Genomic DNA, 17875 nt, shown 5'->3' on the forward strand with positions numbered 1-17875 from the left:
CTTTAAAGAAAGAACAATGTTAGTCAACGTTTTTTTTAGCAAATAAAAAAATTTAGAATAACTTTTTTAACAGGATTAAAACTATAAAACTAGTGATTTGTCAACTGAAATGCTCAAGATTTTATTGACTTCTAATGACAATAAATGTATTCTAAATGAGAAAGATTATCATTATTAATGAGAGTGAAAAGCAGGTGGAGGAGCCATGACTACATTAGCAGAAACGCCATTAAATCAAGTGGTGCAAATTGAATCCATTCAATTGGATAGTGAATTGAAGCGTCGTATGCAGGATTTAGGGATGACAGTTGGAACGAAGGTAGCTGTAGTGAATCATTCCGGCGACAATAGCATTGTTTTATTACATAATACCCGGGTAGCTTTGGATAAGTCTTTGTTAATGAGTATACTCGTGAAAGAAGTAACAGAAGATCAACAGGCGTGGTCTTCACTGGATCAGTTGGCTGTGGGAGAAGAAGGCCAAATTGTCAATGTTCATGGCAGTGGTGCGGTGAAACGCCGTTTAATGGATATGGGCCTGACTAAAGGAACCAACGTAATGGTTGTGAAGCTGGCTCCTTTAGGTGATCCGATGGAAATTCGGGTTCGTGGATATGAATTAAGCTTGAGAAAAAGTGAATCAGAGATGGTTGTTGTGGCCAAGGAGGCGGAATAAATGGCAGAATTGCATATTGCTTTGGCAGGAAACCCCAATAGTGGGAAAACCAGTACCTTTAATGTACTGACCGGAACCAATCAATTTGTCGGGAATTGGCCAGGTGTAACAGTTGAGCGTAAAGAAGGAAAATACAAAAAACAGCATGACGTAATTATTGATGATCTACCCGGCATTTATTCATTGTCCCCCTATTCTCCAGAAGAAGTGGTAGCTAGGGATTATTTATTGTCAGATATTCCTGATGTCATTTTGAATATTATCGATGGTACGAATTTGGAACGGAACCTCTATTTGACAACGCAATTAATTGAAACAGGAATCCCTGTGGTAGCAGCAGTCAACATGATGGATTTGATCAAAAAAGACGGGAAACAAATTAACTTAGAAAAATTGTCTTATGCATTAGGTGTGCCCGTTATTGGTATCAGTGCTTTGAAAAATTGGGGCGTTGATAAGGCTGTCGAACAAGCGATAGAGCTTGCGAAAAAAGGAACGCCTGAAGAAATCAGCTATCCTCATTATGACAAGCGAATTGAAGCTGCTCTTAGTGAAATTACAGCAGTTTTAGGCAACACTGTGTTAGAAAAATATAGTCGCTGGTACAGTGTAAAGTTGTTTGAACGCGACATGCGGGCGCAGGAGCAGTTGAAATTAAGCAGTATTCAGCAAAAAGAGATTGAAGAAACCATCAAAATTACTGAGAAAATTTTGGGTGATGATGCGGAAACGATCATTATTAATGAGCGTTATGAATTCATCACCAATTTGCGCACACTATGTATTGTTGATCATGATGAATTCAAATTATCTGTTTCTGATAAAATAGACCGTGTTGTTACCAATCGGTTTTTGGCTTTACCTATTTTTGCTCTTGTCATGTGGCTCGTTTACTATATTTCAATTCAGACAATTGGGGTAATGGGTACTGACTGGGTAAACGATGTTCTTTTTGGTGAGGCAGTGCCTAATTTTGTAGGGAATGCCTTGGCTTCATGGAATGTGGCAGATTGGATGCAGAGCTTGATTTTGGATGGAATTATTGCTGGTGTTGGAGCAGTTTTAGGGTTCTTACCACAATTAATGGTTCTATTCTTCTGTTTAGCCTTATTAGAAGATTGCGGCTATATGGCTCGTATTGCGTTTGTGATGGACCGGATTTTTCGTAAATTTGGATTGTCAGGGAAATCATTTATTCCTATGCTGATTGCGACTGGCTGTGGAGTCCCTGGGGTAATGGCCAGCCGAACCATCGAAAACGAAAAAGATCGTCGTATGACAGCGATGTTAACGACCTTTATGCCTTGTTCCGCTAAGTTACCGATTATTGCATTGGTAGCAGGAGCGTTTTTCCCTAACAGTAGTTGGGTTGCTCCATCCGCTTACTTTATTGGAATGGGCGCAATTGTCCTTTCAGGAATTGCTTTGAAGAAAACCAAATTGTTTGCTGGGGATCCAGCACCGTTTATTATGGAGCTTCCGCTGTATCATGTACCTAGAATTGGTAATACCTTACGATATACGTATGACCATAGTAAAGCCTTTGTAAAACGCGCTGGAACAATTATTTTTGTTTCCAGTATCATTATCTGGTTTATTTCCAGCTACAACTTCTCACTGCAATCAGTGAATGAAAATGACAGTATGTTAGCCTTCTTAGGTGGTTTGATTGCACCAATCTTTGCACCTTTAGGCTGGGGCGACTGGCGTGGTGCAGTAGCGGCTATTACTGGTTTAGTTGCGAAGGAAAATGTTATTGGAACCTTTGGTATTTTGTATCGTCATGCAGAAGTAGCTGAAGATGGTGTGGAAATCTGGCAGGCATTAAGAGCAGCTTATACACCTGTTGCCGGATATTCCTTCTTAGTATTCAACCTGCTCTGTGCACCATGTTTTGCAGCGATAGGCGCGATTCATCGGGAGATGGGCGATACGAAGTGGACCTTCAGAGCAATTGGTTATCAGTGCGGCTTGGCTTATGTAGTCAGCTTTATCATTTATCAAATCGGACATGTCGCTTTTGAAGGCGGCACTATTGGCTTGGGAATGGTTTTGGCTGTTGCCTTAATTGCAGTAATGGTATACTTCTTAGTAAGAAGACCAGCGAAACGTACGCCGTCAGTTACGATTGAACATATCAAAGAGGTGAAAGAATGGCAACCATAGTTTTATCTGTTTTGATCTTTGGCAGTGCCGGTGTGATTGTGTACCGAAAAATAAAAAACGGCAGCTCCTGCGAGGAATGCAACTGCAGCTGCCCAGTAAAACATGAACAAGAAAAATAAAAAGTAGAGCCGCAGAAGAAAAAATTCTTTTGTGGCTTTTTGGTGAGTTACTATTGAGTTACTATATAATAGTAGAAAAAGCGGGAAGGAGAAATCCAATGCTTGATAAAAAACGAGTGAGATTCTTCAAAGGCTTCTTATTCCTTCTGATGGTTTTAGCCATTTTCATACTGCCGCAAACTACATCTATTTTTGTTAATGGAATGCTGTTTGTAGTGTATATGCTGCTGTTGGCGATTTTGAATTATCATGCTGAAGAAAACTTTGGTATCTTTAAAAAGCGCCGCGATAACTTGATTTTTGAATTGCTGCTGGTATTCCTCTTGCTGCTAGCTTCTTGGCAGGTTTACTGATCAATCTGCAAATAGATCAACACTTCATTTTTAGCAGGGTCAGTCGTAGTAGGATCGGTCAGGTACATTTCAATTGCGGGTCCAATGACCTGATAGTGCTCTTTTTCGATCCACTGGCTTAATTGCATATAGGCTTGGGTTAACCCCTGATAAAAGCCTGCATAGTACATTCTTGCTGCAGAAACAGGAGTAAGGGTACGGGTGTCCTCCGTAGCCTCAGAAACCGGAACGGCAAATTCCATATCATAATTTTCGGGCGTGTATTCTGAACTGTGGTAAATAAACAGAGGTGCACCTTCTGGAGACAAGCCCTTCTGAGTTATCAGCTCAAAGACTTCATTTATGAGATCCCCGCTATCCTTAACATTCATCACTCGCCGAAGCGAGAAAATAGTTAATTCCGGCGTTTTGACAATCTCAATATTTTCTTGATGCTCCATAAATAAATCACCCTCAGTTAATGCTGTCAAATCCTTGCCAATTGAAGCTTGCAATGACGAATAATTGGCCAGCTTGGCATCAATTTCTGCTTGTTTTTCCTCTAATAAAGGAGCTAACAGACGATGATCAGCCAAGACCTTTTTTATTTCACTCAATGAGCATTCATAGCTGCGCAATTTTTGAATCAGAAAAACAGTAGCCATTTGGTGGCTTTGATAATAACGATAACCGTTGGAGGGATCGGTAACAGCAGGTTTTAACAAATTAATTTCGTCGTAATAGCGTAAGGTTTTTGTTGTCACCTGAGCGATTTTGGAGAATTGACTAATGGTTAACATAAATTTCCTCATTTCTTACTTGGCCTGCTTTCAACAATCAAAAGGACCAAAAGAATTTGATGTATCCATTATATCATGAGCAAATGCTCTGTTTTGTCATGAAATCAATGGTAAGATTAAAAGAAAAGTGAAGGAGCGGTTTGATGGAGTTTGATGTATTGTTTCTAGGTAGTGGACAGGGAGCATGGAATGGTGCGATTCCGATGGCAAAAGCAGGATTAAAGGTTGGGGTAATTGAAGAGGCCTTGTTTGGCGGTGTTTGTACCAATCGCGGCTGTAATGCCAAAATTACACTGGATCGTCCAGTTGAAATTTTGCGTCAGGTAGAGCAGCTGCAAGGACGGGGCTTTGATAGCCTGCCAGCCTTAAATTGGCCTGACTTGATGGCTCATAAGCATGAGGTGATTGACAGTTTAGCAGACAGCAACAAGCAAAAGCTGGAAAATGCCGGAGTGCAAACGATTATTGGTCACGGAACTTTTGTTGACAGCCATACAATTGAGGTAGCCGGTAAAAACTACACTGCTGAAAAAGTGGTAATTGTTAGTGGGCGTTTGCCTCACCGTTTGACTATTCCAGGCAGCGAGTTGTTTCACGACAGTACCGATTTCCTAGTGATGGAGGAAATGCCTGAACGGATGACCCTTATCGGTGGGGGCTATATCGCAATGGAATTTGCTACGGTAGCAAATGCTTTTGGCAGTGATGTTACGGTTATTTTGCGAGGAACCAGTATTCTAAAAGATTTCCACCAGCCATACGTCGAAGAAGTCGTGAAGGATCTAAAACAACGCGGTGTCAAATTTCAAATGAATGTTGCTTTGGAATCCGCTGAGCAAACCGAAAAAGGTATTGTCTTGCGTGGAAAAGAAGGCTACCAGCATACAACGGATTATGTGCTGGATGCCACAGGTAGAGTACCGCAAACGCAAAATATGAACTTTGAAGGTATTGGCTTGGCATTCGATGCAGCAAAAGGAATCCCGGTGAACGAGTATTTAGAAACCAATCTTCCTGGTGTCTATGCTACCGGCGATATTTTAGATAAGAAGCAGCCGAAAATTACACCTGTGGCTGCCTATGAATCACAATATTTGGCTCATTTATTTGCAGGAGATACCGATCAGCCGATCGTTTATCCACCGATTGCCTACACTGTTTTTACTTCTCCACGAATTGCTTCGGCAGGCATAACAGTGGAGGAAGCAGAGCAATCTCCAGAAAAATATAAGATTACTGCGGTGGATTATGCTGGCAAGGATTGGTTCCATCAGGTAGGAAATGACGACATCAATAAAATTACTTTCGTCTATGATCAGGAGGACTATATGGTCGGTGTAACGAACGTGGGGAATGATGCGGTGGAAACGGTGGATGGGTTGCTGGACGTAATGAATGCCAAACTTAAAGCTCCTGATCAGGAGGAGTTGATTTACATTTTCCCAAGTATCGCTCATTCTTACATGAAATATATTTAAATAAAAACACCTGTTTTTTATAAATCTTTCTTGCTATAATAAAGAAAAGATTTTTAGGAGGTTGTTGTTTGAAGAAAGAACCCTGGATTAAGGTATCTGACATTGTCTTTTTCGCTTGTGCGTTGGTGACAATGTTGTTAGCCCGTCATTTTATTTTCACCCCAATTGAAGTAATTGGCGCTTCTATGAACCCAACATTACAAGATAGTGAACGACTATTTGGTTTGAAGGTGGGAGAAATTAAACGCCTGGACGTTGTATCCTTTGCGGCGCCGGATGTTGAGGATAAGGATTATATCAAACGGGTGATTGGTCTGCCAGGAGAAGAAGTCTTGTATGAGGATGATCAGCTGTACATTGATGGTGAAAAAATTGATGAGCCCTATTTAGCTGAAAACAAGAAGGCACTTCCTGAAGGGATGTTGTTAACTAACGACTTTGTCTATACGGTTCCTAAAGGGACATATTTTGTAATGGGAGACAACCGTCAGAACTCGAAAGACAGTCGGATGCTGGGGGCAATTGACGAAGAGGAAATTTTCGCCAATGCCAAGGTCGTTTTTTGGCCGATTAATAAAATGGGCACTGTAGATTAATAAGGGAGCAGCAAACCGAACCATTGGTTTGCTGCTCTTTTTTGTGCTGGGATAAAAAATTAGTGATTTAGGTTGCTGCTTTGAACAAAAAATTGGGAATGTTCATAATGGTAAATGGTGCGTGAAAAATCGAAGGGCGCTCCTGAGGATAGATAAAACAGCTCTTCGATAAATAATGCTGGGTCTTCTGCAGATACCCCCAATAGTTCACTGTTTTGCTGATCTACTTTAATAACATGCAAATATTTATCTGAGAAGCCGATGGTCAATTTTAAAGCTGTTTCTAAATAGTTGAAAATTGATCCACCAACAATTTCCAGATTTAAAAAGGGAACAATCGTCATTTTGAAAAAGGATTCCTCGATACAAAGAACTTGTCCGTTAATATAGCGGATTCGTTTTACCCGATACACTTCCTCATTTTCCTGACACAACAAATTTTCACGGACGACCAGATCAGGAACAATTTTCTCCAAAGAAAGTACCTTTGCGGTAATGTCAAAATGATCCAAGTTAGTAGTAAAACCTTGGTTCTCAATCATATTGATATAGCCTAGACGACTGCGACGACGAACAAAAACACCACTGCCTTGGATTTGATAGATTGCTCCACGGCCTTCAAGAATATTTAACGCCTTCACAATTGTACTTTTACTTACGCCATATTTTTTGATTAATTCTTCAAACTTTGGCAATTTGGTTCCTTGCTCTAAATCATTATCGACAATTGTTTGTTCAATATCCGCTGCGATTTCCATATATTTCAGCATATCGTTTCCCCTTTGTGTTATTCTCGCCATTATCATAACACAACTCAAAATAATTATACAGGTCTTGACAAATTGTGCATTCACAATTATTATGTGTAGGTACAATAAAAGACGGGGGTTATAAAATGAGCAAAGTAAGAGATTATTCCAAGCTAGCCCAAGATATTTTGGATATCATCGGTGCAGACAAGATTGCAAACGTTACCCGATGTGCAACACGATTGCGTTTAGTTCTAACAGAGGTACCAGCTGATGCGAAAGAGAGAATTTCACAGCTGCCTGGGGTTATTTCAGTAGTTATTAATAATGGTCAATTTCAGATCGTGATCGGTACTCATGTAGGCGAGGTCTATGATGCTTTCGCTAAACTGGTAAATGTTGATGCAAATTCAGAAATTGAAGAACCAAAGGGAAGTATCATCAATCGAATTATTGCAACCATGTCTGCGGTGTTCGCGCCATTTATTTATATTTTGGCTGCAGCTGGAATTTTGCAAGGCGCACTTATTCTTATTAATTTAGCTTTTCCAGCTTTTTCAACTACCGATACGTATCGTGTGTTCAGTTTCATTTCGTGGGCACCGTTTACCTTCTTACCTATTTTCATTGCTATTACGGCATCTAAACACTTTAAAGTCAATATGTATATTGCAGTGGCATGTGCGATGGCCTTAGTTTCACCTGATTGGGCAGCCATGGCCGCTGAGATTGCTGGTGGACAAAGTTTAGCCTTCTTTGGTATTCCGTTGTCTGAAACAACCTACACTTCTTCCGTATTACCGCCACTTATCTTAGTATGGTTGCTGTCTTACGTAGAAAAAGGGATTGAAAAAATCTTGCCTAGCGTGGTTAAACCATTATTTACCCCATTGCTGTGCTTAGTGATTATGGTTCCAGTAACTATTTTGGTTTTGGGACCGGCGTCATCGATTACCGCTACAGCGATTGCTAACGGCTATAATTTCCTAGTATCGGTTGCTCCACCATTGGCAGGCGCGATCATCGGTGGTTTTTGGCAGGTAGTGGTTATCTTCGGTGTTCACTGGGGCGTTACCCCAATGGTCTTGGCAAACTTTGAAATGTATGGCCGCGATTCTTTCCAAGCCTTCCAAACAATTGCAGTAGTTGCTCAGGTGGGTGCTGTTCTGGGCGTCTTTTTGAAGGCTAAAAGTAAAGAATTAAAAAATGTTTCTCTTTCAGCATTTATCACTGGAATCTTTGGCATTACTGAGCCAGCTATTTACGGTGTGACCCTCCGTTTCAAAAAACCATTTATTTACGGGTGTATTTCAGGGGGAATTGGCGCGATTGTAGCTAGCTTCTTCCAACCTTACTACTTTGCTTATGCTGGTCTGCCAGGCTTGTTAACGATTGTCAATGGGATTGACAGCAGTGTACCCACCTCATTTATCGGAATCGTCATTGGTTGTGTAATTGCAATCGTAGGACCTGTTGTATTGACCCAAATTTTTGGTTTTGGCGAAACGATAGAGGAAGATGTTAAAATGAGTCAAGAAATTGATAAAGAGGTTTCTGTTCCTAAAACACTGGTCTCTCATTTTATTAGTTCTCCGCTGGAAGGAGAAGCAATTCATTTAACTGAGGTACCTGATGAAGTATTTGCCAGTGGAGCTATGGGCTCAGGAATTGCGATTCAACCTACTGACAATAAAGTTCATGCACCTTTTGATGGTGTGATCACCAGCTTGTTTGCATCAAAACATGCTATCGGTATAACCTCTGACGAAGGAGTAGAAGTGTTAATTCATGTAGGGTTGGATACAGTAAATCTTGAAGGAAAACCCTTTACTTGCTTGGTTGTACAAGACCAAAAGGTGAAAAAAGGCGATGTGTTGATGGAGATTGATTTAGCAGCAATTGAAAAAGCTGGATACTCAACAATCACACCGATCATCGTAACCAACACCTTAACCTATGATTCAGTTGAAGAAGAAAAACTGGGTGCGGTTTGCCCAGATGATGCAGTTTTAAAAATTAATTAGGAGGACAACAAAATGAACGACAACTTTTTATGGGGCGGCGCCTTAGCTGCTCACCAATTCGAAGGCGGTTGGGATGCTGAAGGTAAAGGACCTAGTGTGATTGATGTCATGACTGCAGGTGCTCACGGTGTACCACGAGAAATTACTGAAACGATTGAAGCGGACAAATTTTATCCGAACCATGAAGCGATTGATTTCTACCATCGCTACAAAGAGGACGTAAAGCTTTTTGCAGAAATGGGACTGAAATGTCTGCGTACCTCAATTGCATGGACGCGTATTTTCCCCAAGGGTGATGAAGAAACGCCAAATGAAGCTGGTTTGAAGTTTTATGATGATTTATTTGATGAGTTATTAGCTCATAACATTGAACCAGTGATTACGCTTTCTCACTTTGAAATGCCGTTACATTTGGCAAGAGAATACGGCGGTTTCCGCAACCGTAAAGTGATTGACTTCTTTGAAAAATTTGCGATTACCTGTTTTGACCGTTACAAGGATAAAGTAAAGTACTGGATGACTTTCAATGAGATCAATAACCAAATGGATACCAACAATCCAATTTTCTTATGGACCAACTCTGGTGTATTGGTTGAAGAAGGTGAAAATAAAAAAGAAGTCATGTACCAAGTTGCCCACAACGAATTGGTTGCTAGTGCAAAAGCGGTGATTGCTGGCAAGAAGATTAATCCTGCGTTTGAAATCGGCTGTATGATTTCTCATGTACCAATTTATCCTTATTCATGTAATCCAGCTGACATTATGGCGGCGGAGGAAGCAATGCATCAGCGTTTCTTCTTTGCGGATGTACATGTTCGTGGCTACTATCCAACGTATGCTTTAAAAGAATTCGAACGTGAAGGATATCAAATTGATATTCGTGACGAAGATTTAGCGGTATTAAAAGAAGGAACTGTAGATTACATCGGCTTTAGTTATTACATGTCAACGGTTGTGAAGGCTGATGTGAACAATGACAACTTAGGCAACGTAGTCAACGGTGGGCTGTCGAATAGTGTTGCGAACCCTTATATTGAGAGCAGCGACTGGGGCTGGGCGATCGATCCTGAAGGGCTGCGATATACGATGAACCGTCTGTATGATCGTTATCAATTACCATTATTTATTGTCGAAAACGGTTTTGGTGCAATTGATCAATTAGAGGAAGATCAATCGATTCATGATCAAGATCGGATTGATTATTTAACTAAGCATATCGAAGCTTTGAAGAAGGCTGTTGATTATGATGGGGTTGAGCTGTTAGGCTATACACCTTGGGGCATCATTGATTTAGTTTCATTTACCACTGGCGAAATGAAAAAACGCTACGGAATGATTTATGTCGATCGCGACAATGAGGGCCATGGAACAATGGAACGGTATAAAAAAGATTCCTTTGACTGGTACAAAGAAGTCATTGAATCAAATGCTGAAAAGCTATAGACATATTTACAAAATGGAACTTTCTTTGGAGGGTTCCATTTTTTGCTTTTTAAAGTAAAAATAGGATGCTGCTGCTGAGAATGAAGGTTATCAGACAAAAAGGAGTCATGACTAGTCGCTCCTGTTTACTTTCGCTTAAAAAGGCATTTGAAAAAATCGCAAACAGTAGAAAGACAGTTGCTGCGAGTATAACTATTCTATCTAAGCTCTCCAGCTTGGTAAGTCTAGAAATCCTCCATAATTCAGATAGCAGATGCCAACACTGCTCCAAACAATCAAAAATAGCACACTGAATACTCTCATAAAATAAGGGAGTATCACATACTTGCCGCCCAGCACATATTCACCTAATGGAAATCCAGCGATTAACAATAGATGCAGCAACGCATTAGCGAAGAAGCCAATCGCTGCAATAAAACAAAAAACTTCCAACATAACTTTTTTACTCCTTTAACGTTTTTTTCAGTATATAATAGATAAAAACTGAGAACAATTACGCACAAATAAGTAAGATACTCACCAGGAGGTAAGCAGATGGGGACAACAAACAATAAGTACTGTATCGTAGAGGATTATGGTTTTGAAAAACTGGAAAAAATCTTATCTGTTATTGGCGGTAAGTGGAAAATACAAATTATTTATCATTTGGGTCAAAAGCACACACTACGATACGGAGAATTGAAAAGACTTTTGCCAGAGATTAGTCACAAAATGTTATCCGCTCAATTAAAAGATCTGGAAAAGAATCGATTAATTCAGCGAATCGAATATCCAGAAATTCCACCGCGGGTAGAATTTCAATTGACGAAATCCGGTATAGGGTTGATGCCAGTTTACGAAACTGTAAGTATGTGGTGCGAAGAAAATGCTGAAGTGTTTATGGCAGAATAGATAATCAAAGGGATTTTTTTACGAGAAAAACTTTGACTTTCACTTTAAATACTTATACAATTATTTTAGACATTTGTCGATAATGGAAAGAGGTGAACTTCTTTGGAAAACATTAAAAAGCTGCCAGATACAGAATTTGAAGTAATGAAGGTAATTTGGCATTCAGAGATACCGATTGTTGGCAACACAATTGTAGAAAAGTTGGAGCTGGACACACAAAAGGTTTGGAAGCTGCAGACGGTTCATAAGCTATTGTCCCGCTTGGAGGAACGTGGTTTTTTACAATCTGATAAGAATGGAAAACAGCGTTTTTTTACTCCCTTGGTTGCAGAGGAGGATTACTTGCAGTATGAGGCGCAAAATTTTGTGAAGTCTCATTATCAAGGTTCACTTCTGAATTTGGTAAACGCCATGTACCAAGGGGAAAACTTGGCAGAAAAAGAGTTGGATGAATTGCAGGAGTGGTTAAACGAACGGGGTAAACAGGATGAATAATTTTATGGTAACACTGGTTAGTTGTTCAGTTGGGATGAGTCTTATGATGGCAATGTTTTTGGTTTTGGTGCATTTTTTTCAGCAAAGGTACTCCCCTAGATTTTTTTATTATCTTTCGGTGGTGCTGCTCTTAGGATTTGCGATTCCGTTTCGGGTGAAGCTGCACCCTTTTTGGGGCGGAAAGACTGTCACCCCTTCAAAAGTTGTTTCTTTCCAAGAGACTATTGCGACAGCGGTGCAGCAAAATACGGTGTTGGAAAGCAGTAGGTGGTTTTCCGTAGTTGAGCTAGTATTTATGATCTGGCTGATGGTTGCGGTGACAATCTTGATTTATTATGCAGTACAGCATGTGAAGTTCACCCGGACACTCACACGTTGGATAGAATCGGATGAGCAATTATTTTCAGAGTTAATTATTCCAACGGATTTAAAAATTGCTCGCTGCAAATGTATTGCCAGCCCAATGCTTGTTCAATTGGATCAGCCAACGATCTTGTTACCTAATGAAACCTATTCGCTAGATGAATTGGCGATGATTATTCAGCATGAACAGGTTCATTTCTTGAGAAAGGATTGGCTGTTGAGAGGATTCATGCTTTTTGCCGTAGCACTTCATTGGTTTAATCCGTTCATCTATGTTTTGGCGCGACAGATGACGAAGTGGTGTGAAATTTCTTGTGATGAACAAGTAACTAAAAATTTGAGTCAGGCTGAACGGTATAAATATGCCAATATAATCCTCAGAACAGTTAGAAGACAATCGAAACAAAGTATGCTGTCAACGTTACTATCCAGCAGCAAGCGTGAAATGAAGCAGCGGCTTTCATTTATTGTTGAGAGCAAAAAAAGTGGGTATAGTCGGAGCTTTTTAGCGGGATGTTTAGTGTTGGTAATTTGTGGAACTACGGCTGTTAGCATTCCGGCAAATGGGGCAACAAACTTTGAACCAGACGCTAAAGCCAAAGCTGAAATGAAAGCAGCATTGTCAGAAAAATTCAGCAATGAATTCAAAGACGCTGATTTTGCTGGTATGGAAATAAGCTATGATAAAAAGGGTGAACCGATTGTTAGTGATCCTACTGCCGAAGTAAAAAATAGCGGTATTTTTGTAAAAACGAAAAAGCAGCACACTGGTTTCTATTCAGATTCGTCCTGCGACAAGGCTTCTCTGTATTTCCAAGTGAAAAAGAATAGTACTGTGGAAGTAATCGACGGGTCCTATTATTACAAAGTTGCAAAGGTACAATATGCAGGGAAAACGGGCTATATGCAGAAAAAGAATTTTTCCTTCAAATGAGTCTGCTCAATCGAGCTGTTCTTAAAATCATCGTGATCGTAGCTATCTTAATTATTGAATCGATTGCATTGCATACAAAAAACAGGACGCATCAATACGATGGGTCCTGTTGCTGTAATGAATAAATTAATAGGTAGGCATTTTTTCTTCGTAAGCCGTAATATCTGATTCGTGTTCCAAAGTAATAGCGATATCATCCAAGCCCTTAACCAGTTTGTCTTTCCAAGTCGCATCAATTGGAAATTCATAGCGAGCGTTTGGTGTAACAATTGTTTGATTCGGTAAATCAATCGTTACTTCAGCATCTGCTGGCAGTTCACTTAGTTCTTTACGAACATCTGCGGGCATCCGGATCGGCAATAACCCATTTTTCAGTGCATTCATGTAAAAAATATCACTGTAGCTGCCGGCAATGACTGCATGAAAACCATAATCCTGCAAAGCCCAAGCGGCGTGTTCACGAGAGGACCCTGAACCGAAGTTTTCGCCAGAAACTAAGATGGTCGCTGCTTGACGTTCGGGTGCATTTAAAATGAAATCTGGATTCGGTGACCGATCTTCCAAGTAGCGCCATTCATCAAACAAGTGCTTGCCGAAGCCTTTTTTATCGACCTGTTTCAAAAAGTTTTTGGGAATAATTTGATCGGTATCAATATTATCCTGCATAAAGGGAACCGTGGTTCCAGTATAAACCGTAAATTTTTCCATTAGATTGCCTCCTTGCGAATGTCAACAAAGGTTCCGTTTAGAGCAGCCAATGCCGCCATTGCTGGACTGCATAGGTGAGTCCGCGCGTCTTTTCCTTGGCGTCCTTTGAAATTACGGTTCGACGTTGATGCGCAATGTACGCCTGGTGGTACCCGGTCAGGGTTCATTCCTAGGCACATAGAGCAACCTGGCTCCCGCCACTCAAAGCCGGCCTCTTTAAAGATCTTGTCCAACCCGATTTTTTCTGCTGCCTTGCGCACCGGACGTGAGCCGGGTACCACGATCGCAGTTACATTTTCATTCACCTTTTTACCCTCAATCATACGTGCAGCTTCCTGCAGATCGGAAAGACGTCCATTGGTACAAGAACCAATGAAGACATAGCCAATGTTAATATCGGTTGGTTTTTGACCTGGCTTCAAATCCATGTATTCATAGGCCTTTTTGTATTCTTCTGTTTCAGGCTCTGGGAAGGTGCCATCCACTGGCACACCCATTTCCGGATTGGTTCCCCAAGTAACAAAGGGTACTAATTCATTGGCATCCAAAGTTAGAATAGTGTCATACTTAGCATCTTCGTCGGTATACAATTCTTTCCAGTCGTTAATGGCTGCTTCCATGTTTTTCGGTGCATATTCGCGGCCTTCAACATAAGCAAAAGTTTTTTCATCTGGAGCGATCAAGCCGATTTTTGCGCCGCCTTCAATGGACATGTTACAGATGGTCATCCGTTCTTCCATTGAAAGGGAACGAATCGTATCACCACAGAATTCAGCCGCATAACCAACACCGAAATCTGTACCATATTTCGCAATCAAAGCCAAAATAATATCTTTAGCATAAACACCCTTCGGCAGTTCGCCAGTCACCTTAACTCCCATATTCTTGGGTTTATTTTGCCACAAACATTGGGTAGCAAAAACATGTTCCACTTCACTAGTTCCAATTCCAAAAGCTAGAGCACCAAAAGCTCCGTGAGTCGCAGTGTGAGAATCTCCACAGACAATCGTTTTGCCTGGCTGAGTCAATCCTGTTTCTGGACCAACCATATGGACAATGCCTTGCCGGTCGCTGCCGTTATCGCAAAGAGTAACGCCAAATTCCTCACAGTTTTCTCGCAAAGTATCAATTTGCTTTTTCGCTACTAGATCGGTGAAATTGAAAATATCAACTGTTGGGGTATTGTGATCCATCGTTGCAAAGGTACGTTCAGGGCGCCGCAATTTCCGGCCAGCTTCGCGAATACCTGCAAAGGCTTGAGGAGAAGTTACCTCGTGAATCAAATGTAGATCAATGTAAAGCAGCTGTGGTGCGCCTTCTTCTCCTTGCACCACATGACGGTTCCATAGTTTATCAAAAAGTGTTTGTGCCATTGGTTATGCTCCCTTCATTTCTGTCAGTACGGCTTGAGTGAATTTTTCTGTTGAAGCAGTTCCCCCTAAGTCACCAGTAAGAATGCCTTTCTTCAAGACAGTATCGCACGCTGTTTCAATTGCTTGTGCCGCTTTTTCTTCATTAAATGATTGCCGCAGCATCAAGGCTACAGATAAAATCATTGAGATTGGATTGGCAATCCCTTTACCTGCGATATCTGGTGCTGAACCGTGAATTGGTTCGTAAAGTGATGGTCCCTCAGAACTATGACTGGCACTTGGCAGTACACCTAGTGAACCAGGTAATACTGAAGCTTCATCACTTAAAATGTCGCCGAATAAGTTTTCAGTAACAATAACATCAAAACTGCTTGGTGCTTGAATCAGCTTCATTGCTGCTGAGTCGACGTATTGATGCTCCAATGTACAATCTGGGTATTCTTTCGCCACTTCTTCAGCCACTGAACGCCATAACTTACTAGTAGCCAGTACGTTGGCTTTATCCACCGACGTCACTTTCTTACCACGTGTTTGTGCAATTTCAAAGCCTTTACGCAAAATCCGTTCGATTTCAAATTTTTGATATCGGTTGGTGTCATAGGCTTCCTCTATACCTAGTTCTCTGGGTTCTCCAAAATAGATACCACTAGTTAACTCCCGAACGATCACCAAATCAGTGCCATTAATAATTTCTGGTTTTAAAGGGGACAGGTGAAGCAAAGCCTCCGACACAGTGACTGGACGGATATTGGCAAAAAGATTTAATGCTTTGCGTAAAGCCAGCAAGCCCTTTTCTGGTGTTTCCGGTCCTTTTTCCCACTTAGGTCCGCCAATTGCACCTAATAAAATTGCATCAGCTTCTTCACAAGACTTCAAGGTAGTTTCAGGTAATGGTTGACCAGTTAAGTCAATTGCAGCCCCGCCGAAAGGTTGTTCTACAATTTCGAAGGTTTCTCCTGTTAAAGTCTCAGCAGCCGCTAAAACCTGTAAGCCGCTGTTCATAATTTCTGGTCCAATGCCGTCACCGGCTAAAGCAACAATTTTTTTCGTCATTTCCTTACTCCTGTTCTTTCATTTGGTTACTTGCTTGGATATACGCTTTAGCCGAAGCCTGCAGTACATCAAAATCAATTCCGATACCACGGAAATCTTGCTTGGTTGCGGAATCATGTAAAGTCACGCGAACCTCAGCCTGAGCATCCTCACCACCAGTAATTGCTTGGATTTCATATTCGGATAATTCCGGTTCTTGTTGGAACAGCTCATCAATTGAATTATAAATCGCCTGAATACTTCCTGAGCCGATGGTAGAAGCCACTTTTGTTTCTCCAGCTTCATTTATAATAGAAACAATAGCGCCTTGATATCCGCTTGAGCTGTATTGTACCTGTACATTCGCCAACTTGCAGCGTTCACTTTCTTCTCGTGACTGGTCTGTCAAGAGAGCGATCAAATCCTGATCAGTGATTTGCTTCTTCTTATCTGCCAGGTCTTTGAAACGCTTGAAGGCTGTTTTTGTTTCCTCTTCATTCAACTGGTAGCCCAATTCTTCTACTTTAGTTACAAAAGCATGTCGCCCAGACAATTTGCCTAGTGGTAGAGAGTTTTGGCTGACACCCACCAAAGTTGGTGTAATAATTTCATACGTTTCGGGATTTTTCAGCACGCCATCCTGATGAATACCCGATTCATGAGCATAGGCATTGTCACCGATGATCGCCTTGTTTCTAGGAACTGGGATACCAGATAGTCTTGAGACGAGATCGCTGGTACGTTTCGTTTCATTCAACACAATATTTGATTCGCAGCCATAGAAATCTTTACGAATATGCAAGGCCAGAGCAACCTCTTCTAAAGCAGTGTTCCCCGCACGCTCGCCAATTCCGTTTATCGCACCTTCTACACGGTTTGCCCCATTTTCAATGGCGGCCAAAGCATTTGCCGTTGCCATGCCCAGGTCATCATGACAATGAGAAGAAAAGGTGATTTCCTGATCGCTTTTAATGTTATCAATCAAGTATTTAAAAATACCGCCATATTCGGTTGGATTAGAATAGCCGACGGTGTCGGGTACATTAATGATCGTAGCCCCAGCGTCAATTGCTGTTTGCACAGCTTCCAGCAAAAAGTTCCTCTCTGTTCGGGAAGCATCCTCAGGTGAGAATTGTACCTTTTCAAAAAGTGTCCGAGCATAACTGACATGTTCCTTAATGGATGCAAGGACCTCAACTTTGGTCATTTTCAATTTGTATTCCATGTGGACATTACTGGTTGCTAGGAAGGTATGAATTTGTGGGTCTACCGCATCCTTTAGCGCTTCATAAGCCCGATCAATATCCTTTTTTTGGCAGCGAGCCAAGCCAACCACGGTCATGCGTTTAGCATTTTCAGCGATTCCCTTAACTGCTTCAAAATCTCCTTGAGAGGCGATTGGAAAACCGGCTTCGATGACATCAATGCCCCATTTCTCCAACTGCATAGCAATCTGAATTTTTTCTTTTGTATTAAAATTAACGCCAGGGGTTTGTTCACCATCACGCAGGGTGGTATCAAAAAATTGAATCTTTCTCATTTTCATCCGCTCCTCTTAACAAAAAATAGGTATAAAAAAAGCATCCCATCTAAGAAGAACCATTTTTCTTCTCGATGCAATGCGAATAGGGACTCTCTTTTAATTGCTTAAAGAGTCCCTGTTATAATAATAAGTTGTTGAAGCTGTTGGTTGTAT

At 41.0% G+C, this 17875-nt stretch carries 18 protein-coding genes; 11 read left to right on the forward strand and 7 right to left on the reverse strand.

Annotated elements, in window-relative coordinates:
- Positions 1-205 precede the first annotated feature (205 nt).
- The 4 genes from IGI49_RS00905 to IGI49_RS00920 all read left to right on the forward strand — a co-directional run bounded on the left by IGI49_RS00905 (position 206) and on the right by IGI49_RS00920 (position 3314).
- On the forward strand, positions 206-676 hold the full coding sequence (locus tag IGI49_RS00905; RefSeq protein WP_429963070.1) for a FeoA family protein: 471 nt from the start codon (positions 206-208) through the stop codon (positions 674-676).
- Positions 677-2842 (forward strand): ferrous iron transport protein B, encoded by a 2166-nt coding sequence (gene feoB / locus IGI49_RS00910; protein WP_429963071.1) that lies wholly within the window; start codon positions 677-679, stop codon positions 2840-2842. It begins immediately after the preceding gene.
- A complete protein-coding gene (locus IGI49_RS00915; protein ID WP_207704316.1) occupies positions 2830-2961 on the forward strand; it encodes a FeoB-associated Cys-rich membrane protein in 132 nt (43 codons plus the stop codon). The genes feoB and IGI49_RS00915 overlap by 13 nt, the downstream gene beginning before the upstream one ends.
- Positions 2962-3059: 98 nt before the next feature.
- A complete protein-coding gene (locus tag IGI49_RS00920) occupies positions 3060-3314 on the forward strand; it encodes a hypothetical protein (protein WP_429963072.1) in 255 nt (84 codons plus the stop codon).
- On the opposite strand, the gene IGI49_RS00925 is transcribed toward IGI49_RS00920, so the two are convergent.
- The gene (locus IGI49_RS00925; RefSeq protein ID WP_429963073.1) at positions 3308-4093 is read right to left on the reverse strand and encodes a MerR family transcriptional regulator; all 786 of its coding nucleotides are present in this window, start codon (positions 4091-4093) and stop codon (positions 3308-3310) included. The genes IGI49_RS00920 and IGI49_RS00925 overlap by 7 nt on opposite strands.
- A 143-nt stretch (positions 4094-4236) precedes the next feature.
- On the opposite strand from IGI49_RS00925, the gene IGI49_RS00930 reads away from it, so the two are divergent.
- Together IGI49_RS00930 and lepB are read left to right on the forward strand one after the other, a co-directional pair.
- A complete protein-coding gene (locus IGI49_RS00930; RefSeq protein WP_429963074.1) occupies positions 4237-5571 on the forward strand; it encodes a dihydrolipoyl dehydrogenase family protein in 1335 nt (444 codons plus the stop codon).
- A 68-nt stretch (positions 5572-5639) separates the two neighbouring features.
- Positions 5640-6167, forward strand: a complete 528-nt coding sequence (lepB, locus tag IGI49_RS00935; RefSeq protein WP_429963075.1) for a signal peptidase I — start codon at positions 5640-5642, stop codon at positions 6165-6167.
- 59 nt (positions 6168-6226) lie between these two features.
- On the opposite strand, the gene IGI49_RS00940 is transcribed toward lepB, so the two are convergent.
- Positions 6227-6937, reverse strand: a complete 711-nt coding sequence (locus tag IGI49_RS00940; RefSeq protein WP_429963076.1) for a GntR family transcriptional regulator — start codon at positions 6935-6937, stop codon at positions 6227-6229.
- 125 nt (positions 6938-7062) lie between these two features.
- Here IGI49_RS00940 and IGI49_RS00945 point away from each other — a divergent pair, with 125 nt between their 5' ends.
- Both IGI49_RS00945 and IGI49_RS00950 read left to right on the forward strand, forming a co-directional pair.
- The gene (locus IGI49_RS00945; RefSeq protein ID WP_429963077.1) at positions 7063-8940 is read left to right on the forward strand and encodes a beta-glucoside-specific PTS transporter subunit IIABC; all 1878 of its coding nucleotides are present in this window, start codon (positions 7063-7065) and stop codon (positions 8938-8940) included.
- Between the two features lie 12 nt (positions 8941-8952).
- A complete protein-coding gene (locus IGI49_RS00950; RefSeq protein ID WP_429963078.1) occupies positions 8953-10383 on the forward strand; it encodes a 6-phospho-beta-glucosidase in 1431 nt (476 codons plus the stop codon).
- Between the two features lie 201 nt (positions 10384-10584).
- Here IGI49_RS00950 and IGI49_RS00955 read toward each other — a convergent pair whose 3' ends face one another.
- On the reverse strand, positions 10585-10818 hold the full coding sequence (locus IGI49_RS00955; protein ID WP_429963079.1) for a hypothetical protein: 234 nt from the start codon (positions 10816-10818) through the stop codon (positions 10585-10587).
- 99 nt (positions 10819-10917) lie between these two features.
- Here IGI49_RS00955 and IGI49_RS00960 point away from each other — a divergent pair, with 99 nt between their 5' ends.
- From IGI49_RS00960 to IGI49_RS00970, 3 genes are all read left to right on the forward strand, one after another.
- A complete protein-coding gene (locus IGI49_RS00960; RefSeq protein WP_429963080.1) occupies positions 10918-11274 on the forward strand; it encodes a winged helix-turn-helix transcriptional regulator in 357 nt (118 codons plus the stop codon).
- 102 nt (positions 11275-11376) lie between these two features.
- Positions 11377-11769 carry a BlaI/MecI/CopY family transcriptional regulator gene (locus IGI49_RS00965; RefSeq protein ID WP_429963081.1) on the forward strand — a complete coding sequence of 131 codons (393 nt, stop codon included), beginning with the start codon at positions 11377-11379 and terminating at the stop codon, positions 11767-11769.
- Positions 11762-13066 (forward strand): M56 family metallopeptidase, encoded by a 1305-nt coding sequence (locus IGI49_RS00970; protein ID WP_429963082.1) that lies wholly within the window; start codon positions 11762-11764, stop codon positions 13064-13066. Before IGI49_RS00965 ends, IGI49_RS00970 begins: the two co-directional genes overlap by 8 nt.
- Positions 13067-13192: 126 nt before the next feature.
- Here the strand turns inward: IGI49_RS00970 and leuD are convergent, their stop codons facing one another.
- From leuD to IGI49_RS00990, 4 genes are read right to left on the reverse strand one after another with little or no spacing between them, the layout of a single operon-like run.
- The gene (leuD, locus tag IGI49_RS00975; protein ID WP_429963083.1) at positions 13193-13774 is read right to left on the reverse strand and encodes a 3-isopropylmalate dehydratase small subunit; all 582 of its coding nucleotides are present in this window, start codon (positions 13772-13774) and stop codon (positions 13193-13195) included.
- Entirely contained in the window at positions 13774-15147 is a 1374-nt protein-coding gene (gene leuC, locus IGI49_RS00980) for a 3-isopropylmalate dehydratase large subunit (protein WP_429963084.1), read from the reverse strand. The genes leuD and leuC overlap by 1 nt, the downstream gene beginning before the upstream one ends.
- Before the next feature lie 3 nt (positions 15148-15150).
- Entirely contained in the window at positions 15151-16200 is a 1050-nt protein-coding gene (gene leuB, locus IGI49_RS00985) for a 3-isopropylmalate dehydrogenase (protein WP_429963085.1), read from the reverse strand.
- Between the two features lie 4 nt (positions 16201-16204).
- Positions 16205-17719, reverse strand: a complete 1515-nt coding sequence (locus IGI49_RS00990) for a 2-isopropylmalate synthase (protein WP_429963086.1) — start codon at positions 17717-17719, stop codon at positions 16205-16207.
- Positions 17720-17875 lie beyond the last annotated feature (156 nt).

It is taken from the genome of Enterococcus sp. AZ071 (assembly GCF_050499065.1).
GTDB classification, from domain to species: domain Bacteria; phylum Bacillota; class Bacilli; order Lactobacillales; family Enterococcaceae; genus Enterococcus_A; species Enterococcus_A ferrettii.